Source organism: Dysgonomonas sp. 520, assembly GCF_010501095.1.
GTDB lineage: Bacteria > Bacteroidota > Bacteroidia > Bacteroidales > Dysgonomonadaceae > QVMP01.
The window spans coordinates 28553-47748 of record NZ_QVMP01000024.1; the positions used below are offsets into that span (position 1 = coordinate 28553).

At 40.2% G+C, this 19196-nt stretch carries 11 protein-coding genes; all 11 read right to left on the bottom strand.

All coding sequences use genetic code 11. The features are described 5' to 3' along the window. Window positions 1-22 precede the first annotated feature (22 nt). On the bottom strand, window positions 23-1984 hold the full coding sequence (locus D0T56_RS13700; RefSeq protein ID WP_163320729.1) for a GDSL-type esterase/lipase family protein: 1962 nt from the start codon (window positions 1982-1984) through the stop codon (window positions 23-25). A 122-nt stretch (window positions 1985-2106) separates the two neighbouring features. Continuing rightward, window positions 2107-3390 (bottom strand): LamG domain-containing protein, encoded by a 1284-nt coding sequence (locus D0T56_RS13705; protein WP_163320730.1) that lies wholly within the window; start codon window positions 3388-3390, stop codon window positions 2107-2109. Between the two features lie 90 nt (window positions 3391-3480). Continuing rightward, a complete protein-coding gene (locus D0T56_RS13710; RefSeq protein ID WP_163320731.1) occupies window positions 3481-5508 on the bottom strand; it encodes a DUF4886 domain-containing protein in 2028 nt (675 codons plus the stop codon). 57 nt (window positions 5509-5565) lie between these two features. Continuing rightward, window positions 5566-6774 carry a LamG-like jellyroll fold domain-containing protein gene (locus tag D0T56_RS13715; RefSeq protein WP_163320732.1) on the bottom strand — a complete coding sequence of 403 codons (1209 nt, stop codon included), beginning with the start codon at window positions 6772-6774 and terminating at the stop codon, window positions 5566-5568. Window positions 6775-6844: 70 nt separating this feature from the next. Further along, entirely contained in the window at window positions 6845-9112 is a 2268-nt protein-coding gene (locus D0T56_RS13720; protein WP_163320733.1) for a LamG-like jellyroll fold domain-containing protein, read from the bottom strand. 7 nt (window positions 9113-9119) lie between these two features. Beyond that, window positions 9120-9605, bottom strand: a complete 486-nt coding sequence (locus D0T56_RS13725) for a hypothetical protein (protein WP_163320734.1) — start codon at window positions 9603-9605, stop codon at window positions 9120-9122. 28 nt (window positions 9606-9633) lie between these two features. After that, window positions 9634-11829, bottom strand: coding sequence for a glycoside hydrolase family 3 N-terminal domain-containing protein (locus D0T56_RS13730; protein ID WP_163320735.1), 2196 nt, complete (start codon window positions 11827-11829; stop codon window positions 9634-9636). 9 nt (window positions 11830-11838) lie between these two features. Continuing rightward, window positions 11839-12609 carry a hypothetical protein gene (locus D0T56_RS13735; RefSeq protein ID WP_370458809.1) on the bottom strand — a complete coding sequence of 257 codons (771 nt, stop codon included), beginning with the start codon at window positions 12607-12609 and terminating at the stop codon, window positions 11839-11841. A gap of 10 nt (window positions 12610-12619) precedes the next feature. Then, the gene (locus D0T56_RS13740) at window positions 12620-15346 is read right to left on the bottom strand and encodes a sugar-binding domain-containing protein (protein ID WP_163320737.1); all 2727 of its coding nucleotides are present in this window, start codon (window positions 15344-15346) and stop codon (window positions 12620-12622) included. 151 nt (window positions 15347-15497) lie between these two features. Beyond that, window positions 15498-16688 carry a glycoside hydrolase family 88 protein gene (locus D0T56_RS13745; RefSeq protein ID WP_163320738.1) on the bottom strand — a complete coding sequence of 397 codons (1191 nt, stop codon included), beginning with the start codon at window positions 16686-16688 and terminating at the stop codon, window positions 15498-15500. Between the two features lie 55 nt (window positions 16689-16743). After that, window positions 16744-19191, bottom strand: a complete 2448-nt coding sequence (gene galB, locus D0T56_RS13750; protein ID WP_163320739.1) for a beta-galactosidase GalB — start codon at window positions 19189-19191, stop codon at window positions 16744-16746. Window positions 19192-19196: the final 5 nt, after the last annotated feature.

Genomic DNA, 19196 nt, shown 5'->3' on the forward strand with positions numbered 1-19196 from the left:
TATATTAAGGTTTTACACCTTATTATTTCATTATTTTTGTTGTAGTTACTATATCACCTTTACTCACTTTACAGATATAGATACCTTTTGTTAAAGAAGCAGTATCAACTAATTCCTTATCACCATTCAATTTGATTTCGGTTACCTTTCTTCCTCCAATATTATAAAGCGACAGTGTTGCTCCATCCGCATTCGACACTTGTACGTAGTCGGGAAAAGATACAACTGTTACTTTATCTCTTTCAGGAACGGAAATAGACGATAGAGGATTATATATTGCTGACAATACGGCATTTGCCTGAGCTACTTCAATGGGTTCGGATACAATAACATCGTTAGTTTCATCTGTCAACTTAATGGCTACTTTATAGTTTCCTGCGGCGGTTGCCGTGTAAGTGGCTTCGTTGGCATCATTTATCAATACATTATCTTTATACCAATAATATGCGGCGCACTTAGATGAGGTCTTCGTGCTGTTTATTTCTATCGTTGGTTTTTCCAACAACATGATGTCTGCTATCTTTCGAGCCATAATACCCAGTCCTTTATCTTTCGGATGAATTCCGTCGGACGCCATCAGGTTTGCAATATCTGTTGTTACAGCATACAGGTCGATAAGAGGAAGTCCCATTTCTTTCGAAATTTCCTGCATCACAGGAGTCACTTTCTCACGTATTGTCTGATCGTTTATAGACCAACTGCTACTATACGCTTTGATAGGTATTGCCATATAAATTTCAGGTTCGGCTGAGTAACCTTTAAATTCATTGATCAAGTCGACGTATGATTTTTTAAATTTCACGGCATCCCAATAGTTGTCTTTCGAATCGTTCGTACCCAAAGCAATTACGATTATATCCGGATCATACGATTTATTGTCGCTGTAAGCTGTTTTATTCTTCCAGGCATCATTTAAATGATTCATCATAAGAGCCGAATTCACACCAAAGTTGCGGGTTTCGTATTTGTCGCCCAACATACTGCGTATTTGTATAGGCCATGCATATTTTGAGCGGTCGGAAGCCTCTGCTCCATACGTATTGCTGTCGCCTACACATCCCACTTTTATGAAATCGTATTTAAATGCCCAACCCGAATAGAAGCCGTTATTGATTGTTCTTACATACACAACGTCATTAGGGTCCAAACCAGCCAAAGAATATGATTTTTCGGTTACGTTTGCTGTCCGTACAACAGAATTATCGACAGACGAGCGTACTTCTATATCCCAGCTTTCGCCTTCGGCCTCCCATGTCAGCTTATTGTCGGCAATTGCAAGTTTAACAGGTCTTTGAGCAAACACCTCATCCTCGAAAGTGTAGTACTTTTGCAGACCCGGCTCTTTTTCCGATTGTACTTTTTTATAATTATCTTTTATATTTTCCTTTGTCCGAACTGTATTCCACACTCTTACATCAGCCAGCTTTCCATGAAACTTAGGAGATTCGTACCATGCAGCCAACCACAAATCGCCGACGTTGCTTCCATTCGATTTGATATTGCCTAGCCAATCGCCATTGAAATCTTCGACAGTACTATGAAGTTCTGTATTCAAATACAATGACGCTTTTTTGTCTTTCGACGAAATAACAAAAGCGATATGATTCCACTTGTTAGAAAGCTCGTCACGAGACACCCAACATGCATAGGCAGCATTATTGACTGTTTTAAACCACAAGCGAAGATCTACCTTATTGTCGTTCTGAGCATTTGTATTCAGGCTGGCAGTAAAGCCATGACTTCCGTCATGCCTATTGCTCACGATGGATGTTCCATTAATGTTTTTTCCGTCTTGTTCGTCAAGGTAAATCCAGAACTCTAATGTGAGGTCCTTTTCTGTAGAACCTACATTGCCACAATTCATGCCATTGTGGTCGCCCATTAGGTTCCATGCCCCAAAATCGCCGGCTGCACTTACATGATTTGTGCTAAAGGCAAGTGTTAAAAACAAAATAAGATAAGAGAGTATTTTTATTTTTTTCATGGTTCAATAAAATTTAGAGCCTTAATTTATGAGAGGTAAAAAAAAAGCGAGGACTTTTTTGTCCCGTCCTCGCTTTACAAATATGTCTGCAGTGAGATAAACAAATATCTCGTTGCTCTATTTTATCGGATAATTATTTTTTGATTATTAGCCAAATAGAAACCTTTAGGCAAACCATTTATAACGTTTTCTCCTGCAACAATGTCAATGCTACGAACCAATTGTCCGCTAAGAGCATAGATATTTAGAGTTTGAGCGCTTTCTGCATTCACAATAAGAGAACCATTGTTTACATAGAATGTTGCACCTATTTCAGTCTCACCTATACCGGTTGTTGCTTTCGTAAAGTTATCAGAAGTTACGAATCCTGAATAGACGCCATTATTTAAAGTTCTTACTTTTGCATAATAAGTAGTACCATCACTTAAAGCATCAATATCATTCATTGAAATTGAGTTTGTAGCAACTGTTTCTGAATGTACTTCTTGATCATCAGTATCAAAGATTGTCACTTCCCATGTTCCATCACTTGTATCCCATGAAAGAACCTGATCAGAGAATGCTATATTTCTAGGATATGCAGATAGCGTTTCTAGTCCGTGAAGTTCCTTCCAATTTCCGACATTAGGATTAGCCCAGCCTCTGTTTATTTCATCATTAGAATCAGCTGTTCGAGGATTAGCATCATTATTAAAAGGTCTAATGAAAGCATCAAATCTATAATTCAGATACAAACCAGGATTCTCTTCATGGGTACCTGTCAGATGTTTATTATAATTAGCTTTAATCTCTTCCGCTGTACGAGCTACAGACCAAACACGAACATCAGCTAATTTAGTATCAATGAGTGCCGGATTGTTGTTATTCCAAAATAAACCTCCTAAGTTAAAGGTTCGACGAGCATTATCCGATTTTCTATAATTACCATAATATCCACCTGTAGCTGTAGCTTCGCCAAATTGCTCACCATTCACATATACAAATGCTTTATTTTCTGCTTCAGAAACTACAAATGCAATATGCGCCCATTTTTCTATATAATATTCAGTTGGTATAAAAAAGGAGATAGCCTGAGGTGTAGGACTCGTCGCATCTTTAAGAAATAGTCTCATTTCTAAAGCATTCCCCTTCTCCGAATTTTCTCTAACATTTATGTTAATTCCATATGGATCCCCAAATGTCTCCATAATATTCGTGTTTTTGACAAGTCCGGTTGGAGCCATATTTATCCAATACTCCACAGTTATTGAATTTGAAACAAAGTCAAGTCCATGTGCAGAACCAATTCCATTACTTCCACTCTTAAATTCCCATGCATTAAAATCCGTTTGTGCAAACAATCCGCTAGTCACTAGCAATGCTGAAACTATCAGCACCACGCGATTAAAAAAGTTCATTTTTTTCATAATACAATTTTTTTATGTTTATTAATAATCCGGCTATATCAAAAGTTTATCAGTGTAGTTTCCCTGTATTTTTTTGATACCACCCAGTTTTTATTTTAGAATAATTTTTTGATTGTCAACCAGATAAAATCCTTTTTGCAATCCTTCAATAATTGTTTTTCCTGCTTTCAGGTTTACAGACTGCACCAAGCGTCCGTCAACAGCATATACGTTCAGCAAACGCTCCGAATCGGAATTAACGATAAGAGAACCGGCTTCGGAATAGATGTTCAGTTTATCAATTGTAGAATTCGCTATACCCGATTGTTTGTCATTGAAAAGAGTTAATGCCCAATCTGAATAAAACAAAGTGGTTTTTGCTCTTACCTTCATTTCGTATTCTTTCTTTTCATCAAGAGTAAGGCCTGTCAACGAATAAGAATTTTCTGTCGCAACATCTGTCTTCACAATGTCGCCGCTTTCTTTTTCCACAATTTCTACCTCGAAGCTGTCGGCATCGCCATCCCAAGAAAACACATCATTTGCAACCTGAAGATTTGTTGGTCTTGCAGAAAGCACTTCGCTTGAGTGTACATCTCTCCACGTAGCGGCAGGAAGCAAAGACCCGTTGTTAGTACCGGGGTTAGCCACGTTCATGACAATCTGGTCGAAATTGTCGAAGTTGTAGTAAACATACAAGCCTTCTTCCGTTCCTTTCAAGCGCTGATTGTAGTTATCTGCAATCTCTTCATCGGAGCGGGCAACATTCCAAACACGAAAGTCTGCCATTTTTCCATAAAAAATGGGACTATCCTTATACCAACGTCCTACCCACAATTCGTCTGTTATCCTATTGCCTACCCAGTCTGTAAAGAAATCTTCGATAACATCATAAACTTCGCCATTCACATAGGCATAAGCCTTTTTATCAGTCGAAGAAATTACAAAAGCTAAATGCCCCCACTTGTCAGAAAATTCTTCGCGAGGCAAGAACAAGGTATAAGCCTGATCGTAAGTTCCATCGTTTTTAGTATTCTTAAAAACAAATGCAAGGTCTTCATTGCTGGTTGCACTATTGTTTCTAAGATTTACAGAAAAACCCTGATTACCATTGTGTCTGTTAGATATAATATTCACACCTGTCTTATTCAGACCTCCTTTGTCATCGATATAGAGCCAAGTTTCCAATGTCATATTTTTTTCAGTAAATTCGAGCTTACCAACATTCAGTCCATTATGACCTGTTGTAGTCAAATTCCACGCATTGAAATCGCCTTTCGCTTCTTCCATCTCCACATCTATGTCGGTAACACTAAGCGGAGTTTGTACTGCACTGTGCGCCGATTTATGAGCCACTTCCAAACTTTTGTCCGAAAGGCTAGCCAGCACATAGGTATTGTCAAGTATATTTTTTCCTGTCAATTTTTCGTACCAAGTACAAGCAGCAATAAAACGTCCGATATTAGTATCAAGATGATAGCCGTCACGACAAAGGTTGTCTCCTACGAAGCTAGTACGGGCATTTTGTATTGCTGTGCCCGAAGGTATTACGATGCTAATCCCAACCTCCGTAGCTGCACGATTCGAAGCATCGACAATTGCATTATACATAGTCATCTGATCTTTACCATAGTTGGCAAAGCCGGAATGAGTTGAGTTTTGCTGATAGGCCCAAGTTGAATGAAACGCATACTTCACATTGGGGTTGGTAGCTTTTGTTTTCACATACGCCAACAGATTGGTCAGATATGGAAAATAGGTATTGTATTGTCCCGAATTTGGGCTCGCTTGCTGAAAAGAAATGTAATCCCAATCTTCATCAGCAATTGCCGTTTCCAGTTTTGTATCTTTTGTATTCGTTTTTGTTCCGTCTACTATTTTTCGGTATTCGTAACTGGCTTTGTTGTCGTTTGCATTATTCCAGTGAGTTTCAAGATTACAACCACCAATATACATGTTACCAATAATGAGTGTAACATCATCAGCTTTTCCTATTTCGTACAAATAGTTTTCAACGGCATCTTCCGAAAAACTGTTTCCTATAGCCAAAATCTTAATTGTTTCCGCATTAGCACCAAAGCTAACAGCTAGTAACAAAAGAGTTAGCAAAAATTTACTTCTCAACATTTGTATATTCATATTTATTTGATTTTATATCAGTTACAGGTAAACGAGTTACCTGTAACCAAATTAATATTAGCGAACAATAACTTTTTGTTTACCAACAATATATACACCTTTCGATATATTGCTAATCACATTTTCACCTTCTGCTAGATCGACAGAACGTACCAAACATCCGTCAATAGCAAATACATTAATGCTCTGAGCGATATCAGAATTTATAATGATTGAATTGTCTTTTGTGTATACAGAGAAGCTCTCAACACTTGGGTTCCATATAGCAGATGATCCGCTCGACAAAGCCCAATCGGAACAAAACTGTGCATTTTTTGCTCTTACTCTTGCATAATATGTTTCGTTTGCGTCAAGACCAAGATCTGTTAACGAATAAGAATTTCCGGTTGCAACATCTTCTTTCACCACATTGCCTGTTCCTGCTTCAACTATTTCTATATCAAAGCTATCTGCAGCACCACTCCAAGTAAGCGCACTGCTCGACATTGACACATTTGTAGGAATAGCCGCAAGTACTTCGTAAGCAAACACATCGCTCCAAGTAGCAACAGGAGATAGAGAACCATCATTAGTTCCGGGCTTGGCTACGTTAGTTATAACCTGATCGAAGTTGTCGAAATTGTAATACAGATACAAACCTTCTTCTTTTCCGGTCAAACGCTTGTCATAGTTTTCAGCTATCTGATCTCCCGTACGGGCTACGTTCCAGATACGAATTTCTGCCATTTTACCATTAGGTTTCGGATCGCTCCACCACTGAGCAATGCTCAAATCGACAGAACTGTTGCCAAAATATCCTCCGACAGCACTTTTTTCGTCAGCATATCCTCCATTCAAATACATATATGCTTTTTCATCTTCTGCAGAAATTACATAGGCAACGTGTACCCATTTATTCACAAACTCTTCGCGCGGAACAAAGAAATGAGCAGTGTTTTTCTCTGTATCTTTAGCAAACAACCTCAACTCCAACGCATTGTCATTTAATGAGTTTGCTCTCACACTTACAAGAAAACCTGCGTCTCCGTTTGTTGTACCCATAATAGCAGTTTTTTCAACTGATGTATCTTCGTTTACATTCAGCCAAAACTCTATGGTTATCGACTTTTCTGTAAACCCAACAGGTGAGCTTTTCATACCTCCGTGTCCGGTTTTTAGCTCCCAAGCACCAAAATCGCCCTTCGCCGCACTCACTGATAATACGCTAGCGAACACCAATGCAGTAACTAATACTACACGGGAAATAGTGTAAATAGTTTTCATCATACAATTTGTTTTTAAAGGTTTTAATAATAAGGACGAGAGTAAGGTTTTCATACCCACACTCTTATCCCGTTTATTTTATTTTCACATCAAACAGTTTCAACCATCCTGAAGATGTTATATTTTCTTTCGCCGAAATTTCAATTCCTTTTATGTTGTTTCGGGTTACATCAACAATGGCTACACCCCATGTATACGTGCCGGCAGAAACTTTACTTATCTCCGTTTCAAAATCGTACGAAACCGGTGTGCCTTTCATCCATTTCGACAAATCGGTACGGCTATCGACAAATGTGGCAACTACGTTGTCATTCGCATCCAGCAAGCCAAAGGCAACCTTATATTTTTGATTCCAACACGGAATGTTAGTCGGGCAATATCCCCACCCCAGATTGTTCCAACGATGTGCTATGGTTATTGTAGAATTACGGTTTACCTCCTTAGGCAATGATAAACGGTCAGGATAGAGTCGGTAACCTCCTTCGGAAATAAACTCCTGAACCAAGTTGAAAGAATTTTGAAACCAAGAGTCCACCTCGCCAATACGAAAATCCATCATGTTGACACGGGCTTCCTTCGAATCATCAAATTCTCCCTGACGAACATCCGCAACAGTTTCGTATCCCCGTGGATCGTTCCACCAGCTATGCGAATTGGTAACCCATCCTCCTTCCATGATGATCGGACGTTTGAAAATCCATTCTTTAGCTACATTCTTTTCCCATTTCTGATAATAGTCAGACATACCGAACGCATCCTGACGCAGTACATATCCTTTATTGAAAGCATACTCCAACAATCCTTTCGATTGCTTGTCTGCACTACCCCAACTTTGTTCCGTGCCAATCAGGCGGTGATAGTTAACAGCCAATGGTATTTTTGTGAAATGCTTTGTATATAAATCAACTACCCATTTGAAAACACTTTCACGGTTCGAATAATTTTTATACTTCATATTATGAGCCTCGCCCCATAATCCCAAGCCAAAACCATCAATAAAATCTACCACATCGGGGTCATTAAACTTTTTGGCAAAAGCCTCAACAAATTTTGCATACTTCTCCTGAAACACCGGGTCATCGGGATATGGCGACCAACGCTGATTGTTAGAACCCGAAGTAAACCCTTCTGCTCCGGCATCTTTCACATATCTGGGAGAGAAATCTTCGCTTTTGTCACGGCTATCTACAACCACCCGAAAAGCAAGGCGCATACCTCTCTTCCGAGCGTTTTCGATCATCCATTTCAGTCCGGGGTTTGTGTCCCATCCATAAACATTTTCGCTCGGATTCAAGGATGTCCAGCTTGTACGGATATAAAGCGTATTGGCATAATCCTCAATCTTCACAGGCTCACTGATGCCCGGTACTTTTATATTATCGAGCTTATTCCAAAAGTCTGATTGAGCAACAGTTCCCCCACTTCCATAAAGTGCCCATCCGGTTAATGGGTTACGCAAGTTTTTTTGAGTTTCGGGTTCAACAGTTATGATGTAATTTCCGGCTATTTCATTATCTGCTGCTAATGTATTTTTTCCACTCCATGTAATTTCATTCTTTGCAATTGAAATATCTGTCGGCTTTTGAGCCAGAATTTTCCGACTGTGATAGATATTCCAGTTCGATTCGGGATTGCAGAGCGCATTATTCTCCGAACCGGCTGAATTAACTATTTCTCGCTCATAAGAAGTAAACTTGTAATTAACAACCAGATCCGAAGTGTTTTCGGAAAGATATTTGTTATAATTTTCCTTTATTTCGTTTGCAGTCCGTGCAGTTTTCCAGATACGCAAATCTGCAATCTTTCCATACAATTTCGGATCGCTATACCAGTTTCCGATCGATAGGGCAATGTTAGAATTTCCTATCCATCCTCCCACGGCATCGGTTTTGCTCAATAGTTCGCCATTAACATAGGCATAGGCTTTGTTTTCCTTTTCGGAAATCACAAACGCCAGATGCCCCCATTTTCCTGTAAACTTGTTGCATGGAATAGAGAACACTATATTCTTTTTCTGCGGATTAACTGCATAAAAACGTATTTCGAGCGCTCCATTATTTTCTGCATTTTTGCGCAAACTCAACAACACTCCTTTGTTTCCGCTATCCATCGTTCCCAGAATAGTTGTTTTTTCCGTATCATTTTTTCCCTCATTCATATTCAACCACAACTCAAGGGTCATTGATTTTTCGGCAAAGGTGAGCGGAGTACCTACTATTCCTTCATGTCCGGTTTTTAATTCCCATCCACAAAAATTATCTGCTGCATAGGCCGACTTGCCTGCAACTATCAATATAAATACAGACAAAATGAAATGAATGGGAAAGCAATATTTCTTCATAATATTTTTATTTTACTATTATCTTCCGACCATCTATCAGGTACAATCCTTTCTCCAATCCGGTTACACTTGTTTCTCCTGTTGGCAAGGAAACCAAACGTTGCAAACGACCATCAACGGTATAAATATTTATCTCCTGCTCTTTTTCGGATGAAATAAAAAGTACTCCATCGTTTGAACTCAAAATCAGATTAGTTGCACAAACCGGAACAATGTTGGACATTCGGTCGATCAAAAAATCATCTGAGATTTCCCAATCGGACAGAAAAGTGTTTTTTGTCCTGATTTTTGCAAAATATTCTACATCATATTCCAATCCGTTGAGTGGAAATAAATTTGTACTTACAACTTCCGATTTAACTACTTCGCCTGTTTCTTTTTTTATTATCTCCACCTCCCAGCTATCACTACCTTCGGCTTCAGAAAACGGTATGTACGTAATCAATAGCAAGGCTATCAGCATCGCCCGGAATATTTCATGTGTGTGTTTCATAGTATTTGCGACGTTAATTATTTAAGGATCAATCTAATTCTATTTTTATTTTCTTATCTTTCACAATCACATAGTAATCGCCCGATTCCAGAAAACGTTTACCTGTACCATCCACAAATCCAAAGTCACGCTCCAGGTCAACTTCAAACCTGAATGTTTTACTTTCTCCGGCTTTTATCAATTGTTTTTCAAAGTGTTTCAATTCTTTCACAGGGCGGGATATTGTGGAAACCGGATCATAAATAAACCAGTGTACTGTTTCCTTTCCATCCATTTTGCCCGAATTTGATACCGTGATATCAAGCGATAATTTATCTCCTCGTTTTATCTTGGTAGCCGAAGCCTTTATATCGCCATATTCATAATTTGTATAGCTCAAACCATGCGTAAACTCATAAAGAGGAGTTGTGGGTATGTCCTGATATTTGCCTTGATGTGTACGCCCGCTTTGACGCATATTGTAGTAGATCGGAATCTGCCCCGTAGAATATGGAAATGTTATCGACAACTTACCCGACGGGTTTACCCTTCCGCTAAGAATACCTGCCACGGCCTGACCCGACATGATGCCCGGTTGCCATATTTCAAGCATAGCGTCGCTCAATTTTTCCAAACGATTTAGTTCGAGAGGGCGTCCGCTCGAAAGAAGCAAAACGATAGGCTTTCCTGTTTTTTTCAACTCCAACACCAAGTCTTCCTGAATTTTAGGTAATGCCAGAGTCGAGCGAGAGGCATTTTCGCCACTCCATCCTTTTTTCTCTCCCAAGCAAAGGATAATGACTTCCGATTTATTGGCAACGCTTACTGCTTCAGCAAATTTAGATGTGTTATCTCCGTCAAACTCACACCCTTCGGCATACGAGAGTTTTACTTTTTTACCTAACTCGGCTACCAGCCCGTCATAAATTGAGGTAACATCATCCTGTTTTCCATGTGCCGACCACGAACCCAGCAGATTTAACTTATCCTTAGCCATTGGCCCGATAACTGCAACGTTCGATTGTTTCGTCAAAGGCAAAATATTGTTATCGTTCTTGAGCAAGACAATTGATTCTTCGGCTAATTGTTGAGCAATCTTCAAGTTTGCAGGCAACAAGAAACGTTCTTTCTCGGTTGTTGTGGAAGTGTAAGGTTTTTCGAAAAGACCTAAACGGAATTTCACTCGCAACACTCGTTTCACGGCATCGTCAACCATCGCCATCGGAACTTTTCCTTCGTTTACCAGATCAACCAAATGTTTGTCATACGAATTGTTCATCATATCCATTTCCACACCCGCAGTAAATGCTTTGAGTCCCGCCTCTTTCAGATCTTTTGCCACTCCTTGCGACCGAAGTTGCTGAATAGCACCCCAATCGGAAACAACAAAACCATCGTGCTTCCAACGATTTTTCAATATTTCGCGCAGGATGTATGAGTTTGCCGTACCGGGAGTTCCGCTTATATCATTGAAACAACTCATCAAGGTAGCTGCTCCGGCTTTCACCCCTTCTTCATAAGGCAACATATACGTATCCCACAAGGTTTGAGGGGAAATTTCGGTGTATACATAGTCCCGTCCACCTTCCGAAGCTCCATAACCGACATAATGCTTCAGGCATGCAGCTACTCTTTGCGAGTCTGACATATCATTTCCCTGATAACCTTTGATAGAGGCAACACCAAAAACCGCATTTGCGTAAGGATCTTCTCCATACCCCTCCGACACTCGTCCCCAACGTCCGTCACGGGCAACGTCTACCATCGGAGAAAAAGTCCAGTCAACTCCCGACATTCTGGCTTCCTGAGCAGCCACAGCACATGCCTGCTCCACCAAACCGGAATTCCAAGAACAAGCCTGAGCCAACGAAATCGGATAAACGGTTCTGTAACCATGAATAACGTCATATCCAAATATCATAGGAATGCCCAATCGAGACTTTTCCATTGCTTGCCGTTGCACCTGATTGCGAAGGTCGGGATCGCTATTGAAATAGATTACCGAGCCTAGTTCTGCCGGAAGTTTTTTCAAAATCTCGGCAACATTATTTACGTTATCATTACGCCCAAGTGTATATTGATTCAATTGAAGAACCTTTTCTTCGAGTGTCATCCGGGCAACAAGATCTTCTACACGCTTTTCGATAGGCTGAGATGCATCTTTATAAATCACATTATCAGCTTTCGCCGAAATGGCTGTCAAGGCTAACAATATACATGCGCTAAAAACTTTAAAGTTTCTCATATTCTAAGTTTATTTGAATATCGGCTCTTCGGAGAACCTCATAGTATTTTGTTTATTATTTTTAAGTTCAAAAACAATCAGTTCATTTTTTCCTTTTTTCAATACGGAAGCAGGAACTTGTATCGATTGTTGTTTTTCTTCTTCCCAATACGAGCCTTGATATTGAGCATTTATCCAAACTTCGCCCATGCCCCATCCCGAAATATCCAGATACATATCTTTAGGCTCATCCAGTTCAACATATCCTTTATGAAAACAGGGAAGGTTCACCTCTTTTTGCTCGCTAAAGTTTAAATCTCCCAGATCTACATTTCTAATTTTCAGCTCTGTTATAATCCAGTTGTCAATACTTTCCCCATCAATGTTTATATCGCCGAACAATCCTTTCGAATTGTCAAGTATTTCGGGGCCATAGGTTATCCGTCCGATATTTTCCACATAAATCCGTAAGCTATATTTTCCCGAATCCACATTCAGGGCAAGTGTTTTATTGTTATCATTCACAACTCCTTGAAGTTCTTCGTCCAGATAAACCACTGCGTAATCTCTTATATTCTCAACTTCGAGTATAGCCTCGTCCGATTCAACATTTATATCTGCCTGATAAAGCGCATAACCAAATTCAATATCTAAATCATTCATCGGCAATGGCTCGTCAGATTCTACCTGATTGCCAAAGACCTGATCTGACAAGGCTGTTTCTTGCATCACTATTTCTTGTGCAGAAACAGTTTCTACAACCAACAACAGAGAAAGAATGATTAATAAATTCTTCATTATTCAGGTTTTCTTATTTTGTTAGAAATGATTGAATAAAACTTTCATCCACAACCACTTCCGGGTCAAACTTGTTGCCCTTCACATAATCATCAATGCTTTTCAGAAGTTGCTTGGTTGCCGGACGATTTTCAATATCTTTTTTCGTATCAACTGCCAATACAAGCAGTTTACCTCCGTTTACCTTGGCTTCGAATCCGATACCCAATTTTTCATTATTATCGTAGCTGTCAATCACTTGAATAAAGGGGCGTAGTTTGTCCGGAGCATCTTTCATCTCTATCACTTTTGCATTTTCCAGAATATCCCACCATTGCCAATCGGTATGGTACGAGGTAATGAAGTCGGCAAACATCGGCTCATCGTTATGAATCAGACAACCAATGGTTTTTGGATGCCAAGCAAACATAATCGGGTTCCAGAAGTGATTGTGGAAAGTAGACTTACGTCCTTTTACTTTCGCAGGCAACGGACACAACACCACTTTTTTGCCTTGTGCCAGATACTCTTTTGCCTTATCGTCGTAAGTTGTTGTGTATAAAACCTCATCCGTTGAAGTCATCAAGCCGTTATTGCGAGGATAGACCCAAATATTCCAACTATTCTTAATATTGCCATTTACCGACAGATGAACAGTCAGTTTCTGTGGAGAAGCTATTTTATTCAAAGAAAAAGAAAACTCGCCCAGAGGGAATACGCCATCATTCTGAATATTCTGAGTTTTCAATTTACCCGACCTCAACACCTTACCCGATGTATCGGTTAAAGACCAGCTTACCTTTCCTTTTTTCAGTTCCGAATTACTGAAATTATATATTTCGGCCTTAGCCTCGAAAGTCTCGTCATCATAATATACACTTTTCGAATAGCGCAACAGAGGCACTATGGGAGCACAAAATTCCCTCCATTTTTCTGGTGTAACCAATCCTTTCGAATTCCAAAACGGGTCGAGGATTCCTACCGGAGCATACCCTTGTCCGGGAAAATCGTTTATAGAAAGCAATTGGAATCCGGCCGATTTGGAAGAACGCAAAAGCGCTTCAATTACCGCCTTATATTCAACCACCGTTAAAGCACCCGATGCCAGGAAAAAGTCGTTTGCCTGATCCAACATGCCGTTTTCGTCAAGTAGCTCACGGAAGACCTCAAAGTTTCGAGCCTGAACAGGTCCTGTATAGTTTTTAATTTCCTCGAAGTTCGGATACACACAACGTTGTCCCGATTCGTGCGAGATAACAGGAACATCCACATCCGACTCCATACTTCTGTCCCAATCGGTATTAGGCAGTCCTTCATATACCTTCACCGGACCTTTATTGGTTTGTTGCGAAACATAATATTGATCAGACTTTACACGGGTACGTGCAGTAGATCCACTATACAAATGGCGATTATCGTATTTGCTACCCGAAGCTGTCAGTTCTTCAATGAAATCGAAGTTGCCTGTAATCTCATTTCCATTACAATACAAAATAAACGACGGATGATTTCCATATTCTTTTAATATTGCCTTTTGCTCGCGACGGAAAAAATTGTAACGTGCTTCGTCCGGCTCGGCATCCTTGCCCCACATAGGCATTTCCACTTCCAGATAAATACCATGTTTATCGGCCATGCGGAAAGCGGCGCGAGGTGGGCACCATGAATGAAAACGCATGTGATTCAGTCCATAATCTTTCATCAGAAGCATTATCCGCTCCCAAGGAGCATCATCCACGGGGGCATAGCCCGTTTTTGGGAAAACGGCATTTTCAACATTTCCTCTCAAATGAATGGGGCGATTGTTGAGCATCACATGATTTTTTCCCTGTTGCACTTCACGCATTCCAAAGTCGGCCGACTTTTCATGTTTGAAGTTTTTCTTTTCATTTTTTGTATTAAGTGAGCATTTGATAGTGTAAAGGTTAGGACTAAATTCGTCCCACAATGCTATTCCTTCGCCCAACGATATCACGTCTTCAATATAAGTGCAAGAGTCTTTTCCCGAAACGGAAATCTCTTTTTCTATTTCTTTGCCTTTTTGTGTAATAGTAAACAGTGCCTTACCCTCAATCTGACCTTTTGTATAATTGTTTACCTGCATTTTCACTTTCACCGACTTGCTTGCTATATCGGGATATACCTGCAAATCATCTACATACACCGGATCAAGAGCCATCAATTTCATTTCGCCGAGAATACCGTTCCAGTTTATTTGCGTAAACTCGGTATGGGCATGATTCCATTTATGCGTATTGTATTGGTAACGGTTGTCGATGCAAACGGTTATCAAATGAGTTTTTCCGGGAGTTACAAAATCGGTCAGGTCATGATTGTGCGGCACGCTTATATAGTCTATTTTGCTCACCTCTTTTGTATCCACGTAGATAGAACTCAGCCAGTGTGTTCTTTCGAAATACATAAATATGCGTTTACCTTTCCACTCTTTAGGAATGGTTATTTCGCGCTGATACCATGCCGGCCCCATATATTCGTATACACGGGTAAGCCTGTCGATATGACTGTAAGGCGATTTATAGCCTATTTTATAATCGTCAGTAATTCCCGGAAGAGTAATTTTTTCCTGCAATTCGTGATTATATCTTGGAGATAAAGACCCCCTTCGAAAATCCATTACATCCGTTTGAAATCCCCACTCTCCGGATAAATCTATTTCCTGCGTTTGTGCATTTACGTTCAGGTTGAGTGAACTTAGAAAAATGACAATTATTAATCGGTAGTTAAAAATCCTTTTTAGCATGATAGTTTTATACAATAATTTAGTAAGCAATAGAGTTAAATGATGAAGCCTTTTAGATTTTCATCCTTGATTTTGTCATCCTGAACATAGGATGCTTCGACTTCGCTCAGCATGACAAAAGGGAATAAAAGGTCATTCTAATAAAAATGGTTTATCTGTTCAGTTTTTTCTTTAATCTTGTCAACGCCTCCAGGTAATAATAATCGGCGTATGTCAGCGGTACATCTACTTCCGACTCGAAAGGATATGCTCCGGTGCTGTGTTTCAATATAAAACAGCCATTCTCGCCCAATTTTGCCGTATATTCGGGCGAAGCCAATGCCCGTATTTGTTTTTCAACCACGGTCATATATTCTTTTGCCCTGTCTTTGTCTACATAGTCGCTCAACTCAATCAGAGCCGAAGCCATAAGACAACCTGCCGAAGCATCTCTGTTTGTATTTGGAATATCAGGTGCATTATAATCCCAGTAAGGAATATAGTCTTCCGGCATGTTAGGATGATGTATCAAGAGGTCGGCAATATTCTGAGCCTGTTGCAAATAACGTTCATCTTTCAACTCACGATACAGGTATGTATATCCATAAAGTCCCCAAGCCTGTCCACGGCTCCACATAGATTCATCCGAAAATCCCTGATGCGTTTGTTTTAAGTGTGGAAGACCCGAAATTGTATCGTATGAAACCACATGATATGAACTGTAATCGGGACGATAATGATGCTCCATGGTTTTATCTGCGTGAGAAACCGCAATTTCTTTAAATTTCCTGTCGCCTGTGTAGTTATAGGCCCAAAGCAACAATTCCAGATTCATAATATTGTCAATGATAACCGGATATTGCCATCTGTCTTTATTGTGATCCCACGAACGAATCAGACCAATGTCAGATCTATAACGTGTAGCCAACGAATTTGCACCTGTAACCAATACTTTCTCGTAATGTTTATCATCCGTCAAACGCAATCCGTTTCCAAAGCTGCAATAGAGCATAAAGCCTACATCGTGGTTATCGGTCGTATATTTTTCACGTTCTACACGGTCGGTGTATAGTTTCGCATATTTCAGAATTTCGGGATTCTTGTTGTTCTCATACAAATACCACAACGAACCGGGGTAGAAACCGCTTGTCCACCAGCGTGAACTTGAGGTTGTATTTTCTCCATTCTCGAAAGAGCGAGGCAAAATACTGTCCTGTGCAGCATATTTTTCTGCCATAAGCAGGCACTGTTTTTCCGAAAATTCCAGAGCATTGTCAATCACCGATTCAAGTTTTTCTTCGCCCGAACAGCCGGTAATAAGAAAAACAGCTAGCACTAGATTTAATAAATAATATCTTTTCATGGTTTCAATTTTTATCAGACCCCGTAATGGCAACTTACAGATCTTCATGTATTTTTTATTTAATATTTATTTTTATTACACCTGTTTTTAATCCTTTAGCCTTGGCTTCCAATACCAGCTCTCCCGTTTTTTCTCCTGCCTGAAGAATTGTTGTCAACTGCCCGTTAAAAGCAGACATCTTAGGCAAATGAAACAACTCTAAAGAGGTTGGGTCGCCATTGGCCGATGCCCTGTATTTTCCTTCACCCTTCACTGTAAACCGGACTTCAGTAGCATCGTGCGGACATAGATTCCCGTCTTTGTCCACGATACGGACATTGACATAAGCTAAGTCCTTACCGTCGCTGCTCAACTGTGTCCTGTCAGGAATCAATTCTATATGATGAGGTTTTCCTGCTGTTTTTACGATCTTTTCATCCGCTACTTTTCCATTCTTATCGTAAGCAACTACTTTCAACTCGCCGGGTTGGTAAACCACATCCATCCATATCAGGCGATAGCGGGTGTCAAGAGATTCTTTACTTTTCGATTTTCGTCCATAACTTTTTCCGTTTACGAACAACTCGGCCGAATCGTGATTTGTATAGACAAATACAGGAGTAATCTCGTTCTCACGCCCTTGCCATGTCCAATGAGGTACTACGTGAAGTGTATTTTCTTTTTTATTCCAAACACTGCGGTAGAGATAGTAACGGTCTTTCGGTATGCTTGCAAGGTCAATGATTCCGAACATCGAGCTATGGTTAGGCCATGCGTCTGTGTGATAAGGCGTTGGTTCTCCCAAATAATCGAATCCTGTCCAGACGAATTGACCCAATGTCCATTCATAATCTTCAGCTAGAGCAAAGTCCTCATCGGGAATATTAGACCACGGGCAAACTTCCCAATCGTAAGAAGACGACTGATGATCGTCGTACAGAGCATTTGCCTTTTTTTCGACAGGAAATTTATAAACCCCTCTCGAACTTACTGTCGATGCGGTTTCTGAACCCAAAATCAACTTTTGAGGTGTATTTTCATAGGTTTCAATATAACGTTGTGTGCGATAGTTAAGTCCCGGTATTTGTATGGAAGCGGCAAAACCATTTTCCAAAACACAAGTAACCTGATCTATACCCGAAGTAATAGGGCGTGTAGGGTCTTCCCGATGGCAAATATCTTGCAGAAAATCAGAAACTTTATACCCTTTATCATCGCACTGGGTAGGAACTTCGTTTCCTATACTCCACATCACAATAGAAGGATTGTTGCGGAAGTTATGCAACATGTTTATCATGTCTTTTTCTGCCCATTCGTCGAAAAAACGATGATAGCCGTTCTTGCATTTGGCGATGTCCCATTCATCGAAATTTTCGACAATCATCATAAATCCCATTTCATCGCACAGGCGAACTAATTCGGGAGCAGGCATGTTATGCGTAGTGCGTATGCCGTCACACCCCATGTCTTTCAATAATGTCAATTGGCGTCTCAAAGCCGCTTCGTTCACCGCAGCACCAAGAGGACCTAAATCGTGATGATTGCAAACTCCCTGAAACTTACGTCTTTCACCGTTCAGGAAAAATCCTTTCTCTGCGATAAACTTAATATCACGGATTCCTAGCGGAGTGTTATACTCATCAACAAGCTTTTCGTCCAGATAAATTTTAGAGGTTATTTTATACAAATAAGGATTTTCGGGCGACCACAATCGGGGATTATCTACAATGAAGTTTTGCTCAAAGTCCTTCCCTTCATTCAACTTTTGTGCGTCATTTCCCTCGACTACTACATTACCCGCCTTATCAGTTATCTGAGTTTCAACCCGTACCTTTTTTCCCTCGTTATTGGCTATCGTCGTTTTCAGGCACACAGAAGCATATTCTTTCGATACGAAAGGAGTGGTGACATGCGTGCCCCAAACAGGCACGTGTACTTTGTTTGTCTTTATCACATGAACATTGCGATACAAACCTGCACCCGGATACCAACGGGAAGATTGCGGCAGATTCTCTAAACGCACTGCCACCAGATTGTTCTTCCCGTTAGGATTCAGATAGTTAGTTATGTTACAATGAAAAGAATTATATCCATAAGGCCAGAAACAAACTTCCTGCCCGTTTACATAAACACGAGCTTCGCTCATGGCTCCATCAAACAGGAGCCTCACTTCCTCAGAGTTTTTATCGAACAGGTCTATATCAAACTTGTTTCTATACCAACCAACCCCAACATAAGGCAAACCTCCCGTACGGCCTGTTTTCACGCTCGAAACTGTCTCGAAATTTTGAGTAACAGCCACTTCCTGCAAATCGTTGTTCCGATCGAAAGGACCATAGATAGCCCAATCGTGAGGTATTGTGACAACCTCCCAGCCCGCATCGTTGAAATCAATATCTTTAGCGTTCGGATTATCGCCTTTAGTGAACTTCCAGTTTTTTTCCAATAGAAATTCTGTTCGTTGTGCATTACAACAAATGGCTATTGATAAAAATAATAGAAGAAGTATACTATTGGTTTTCATATCAT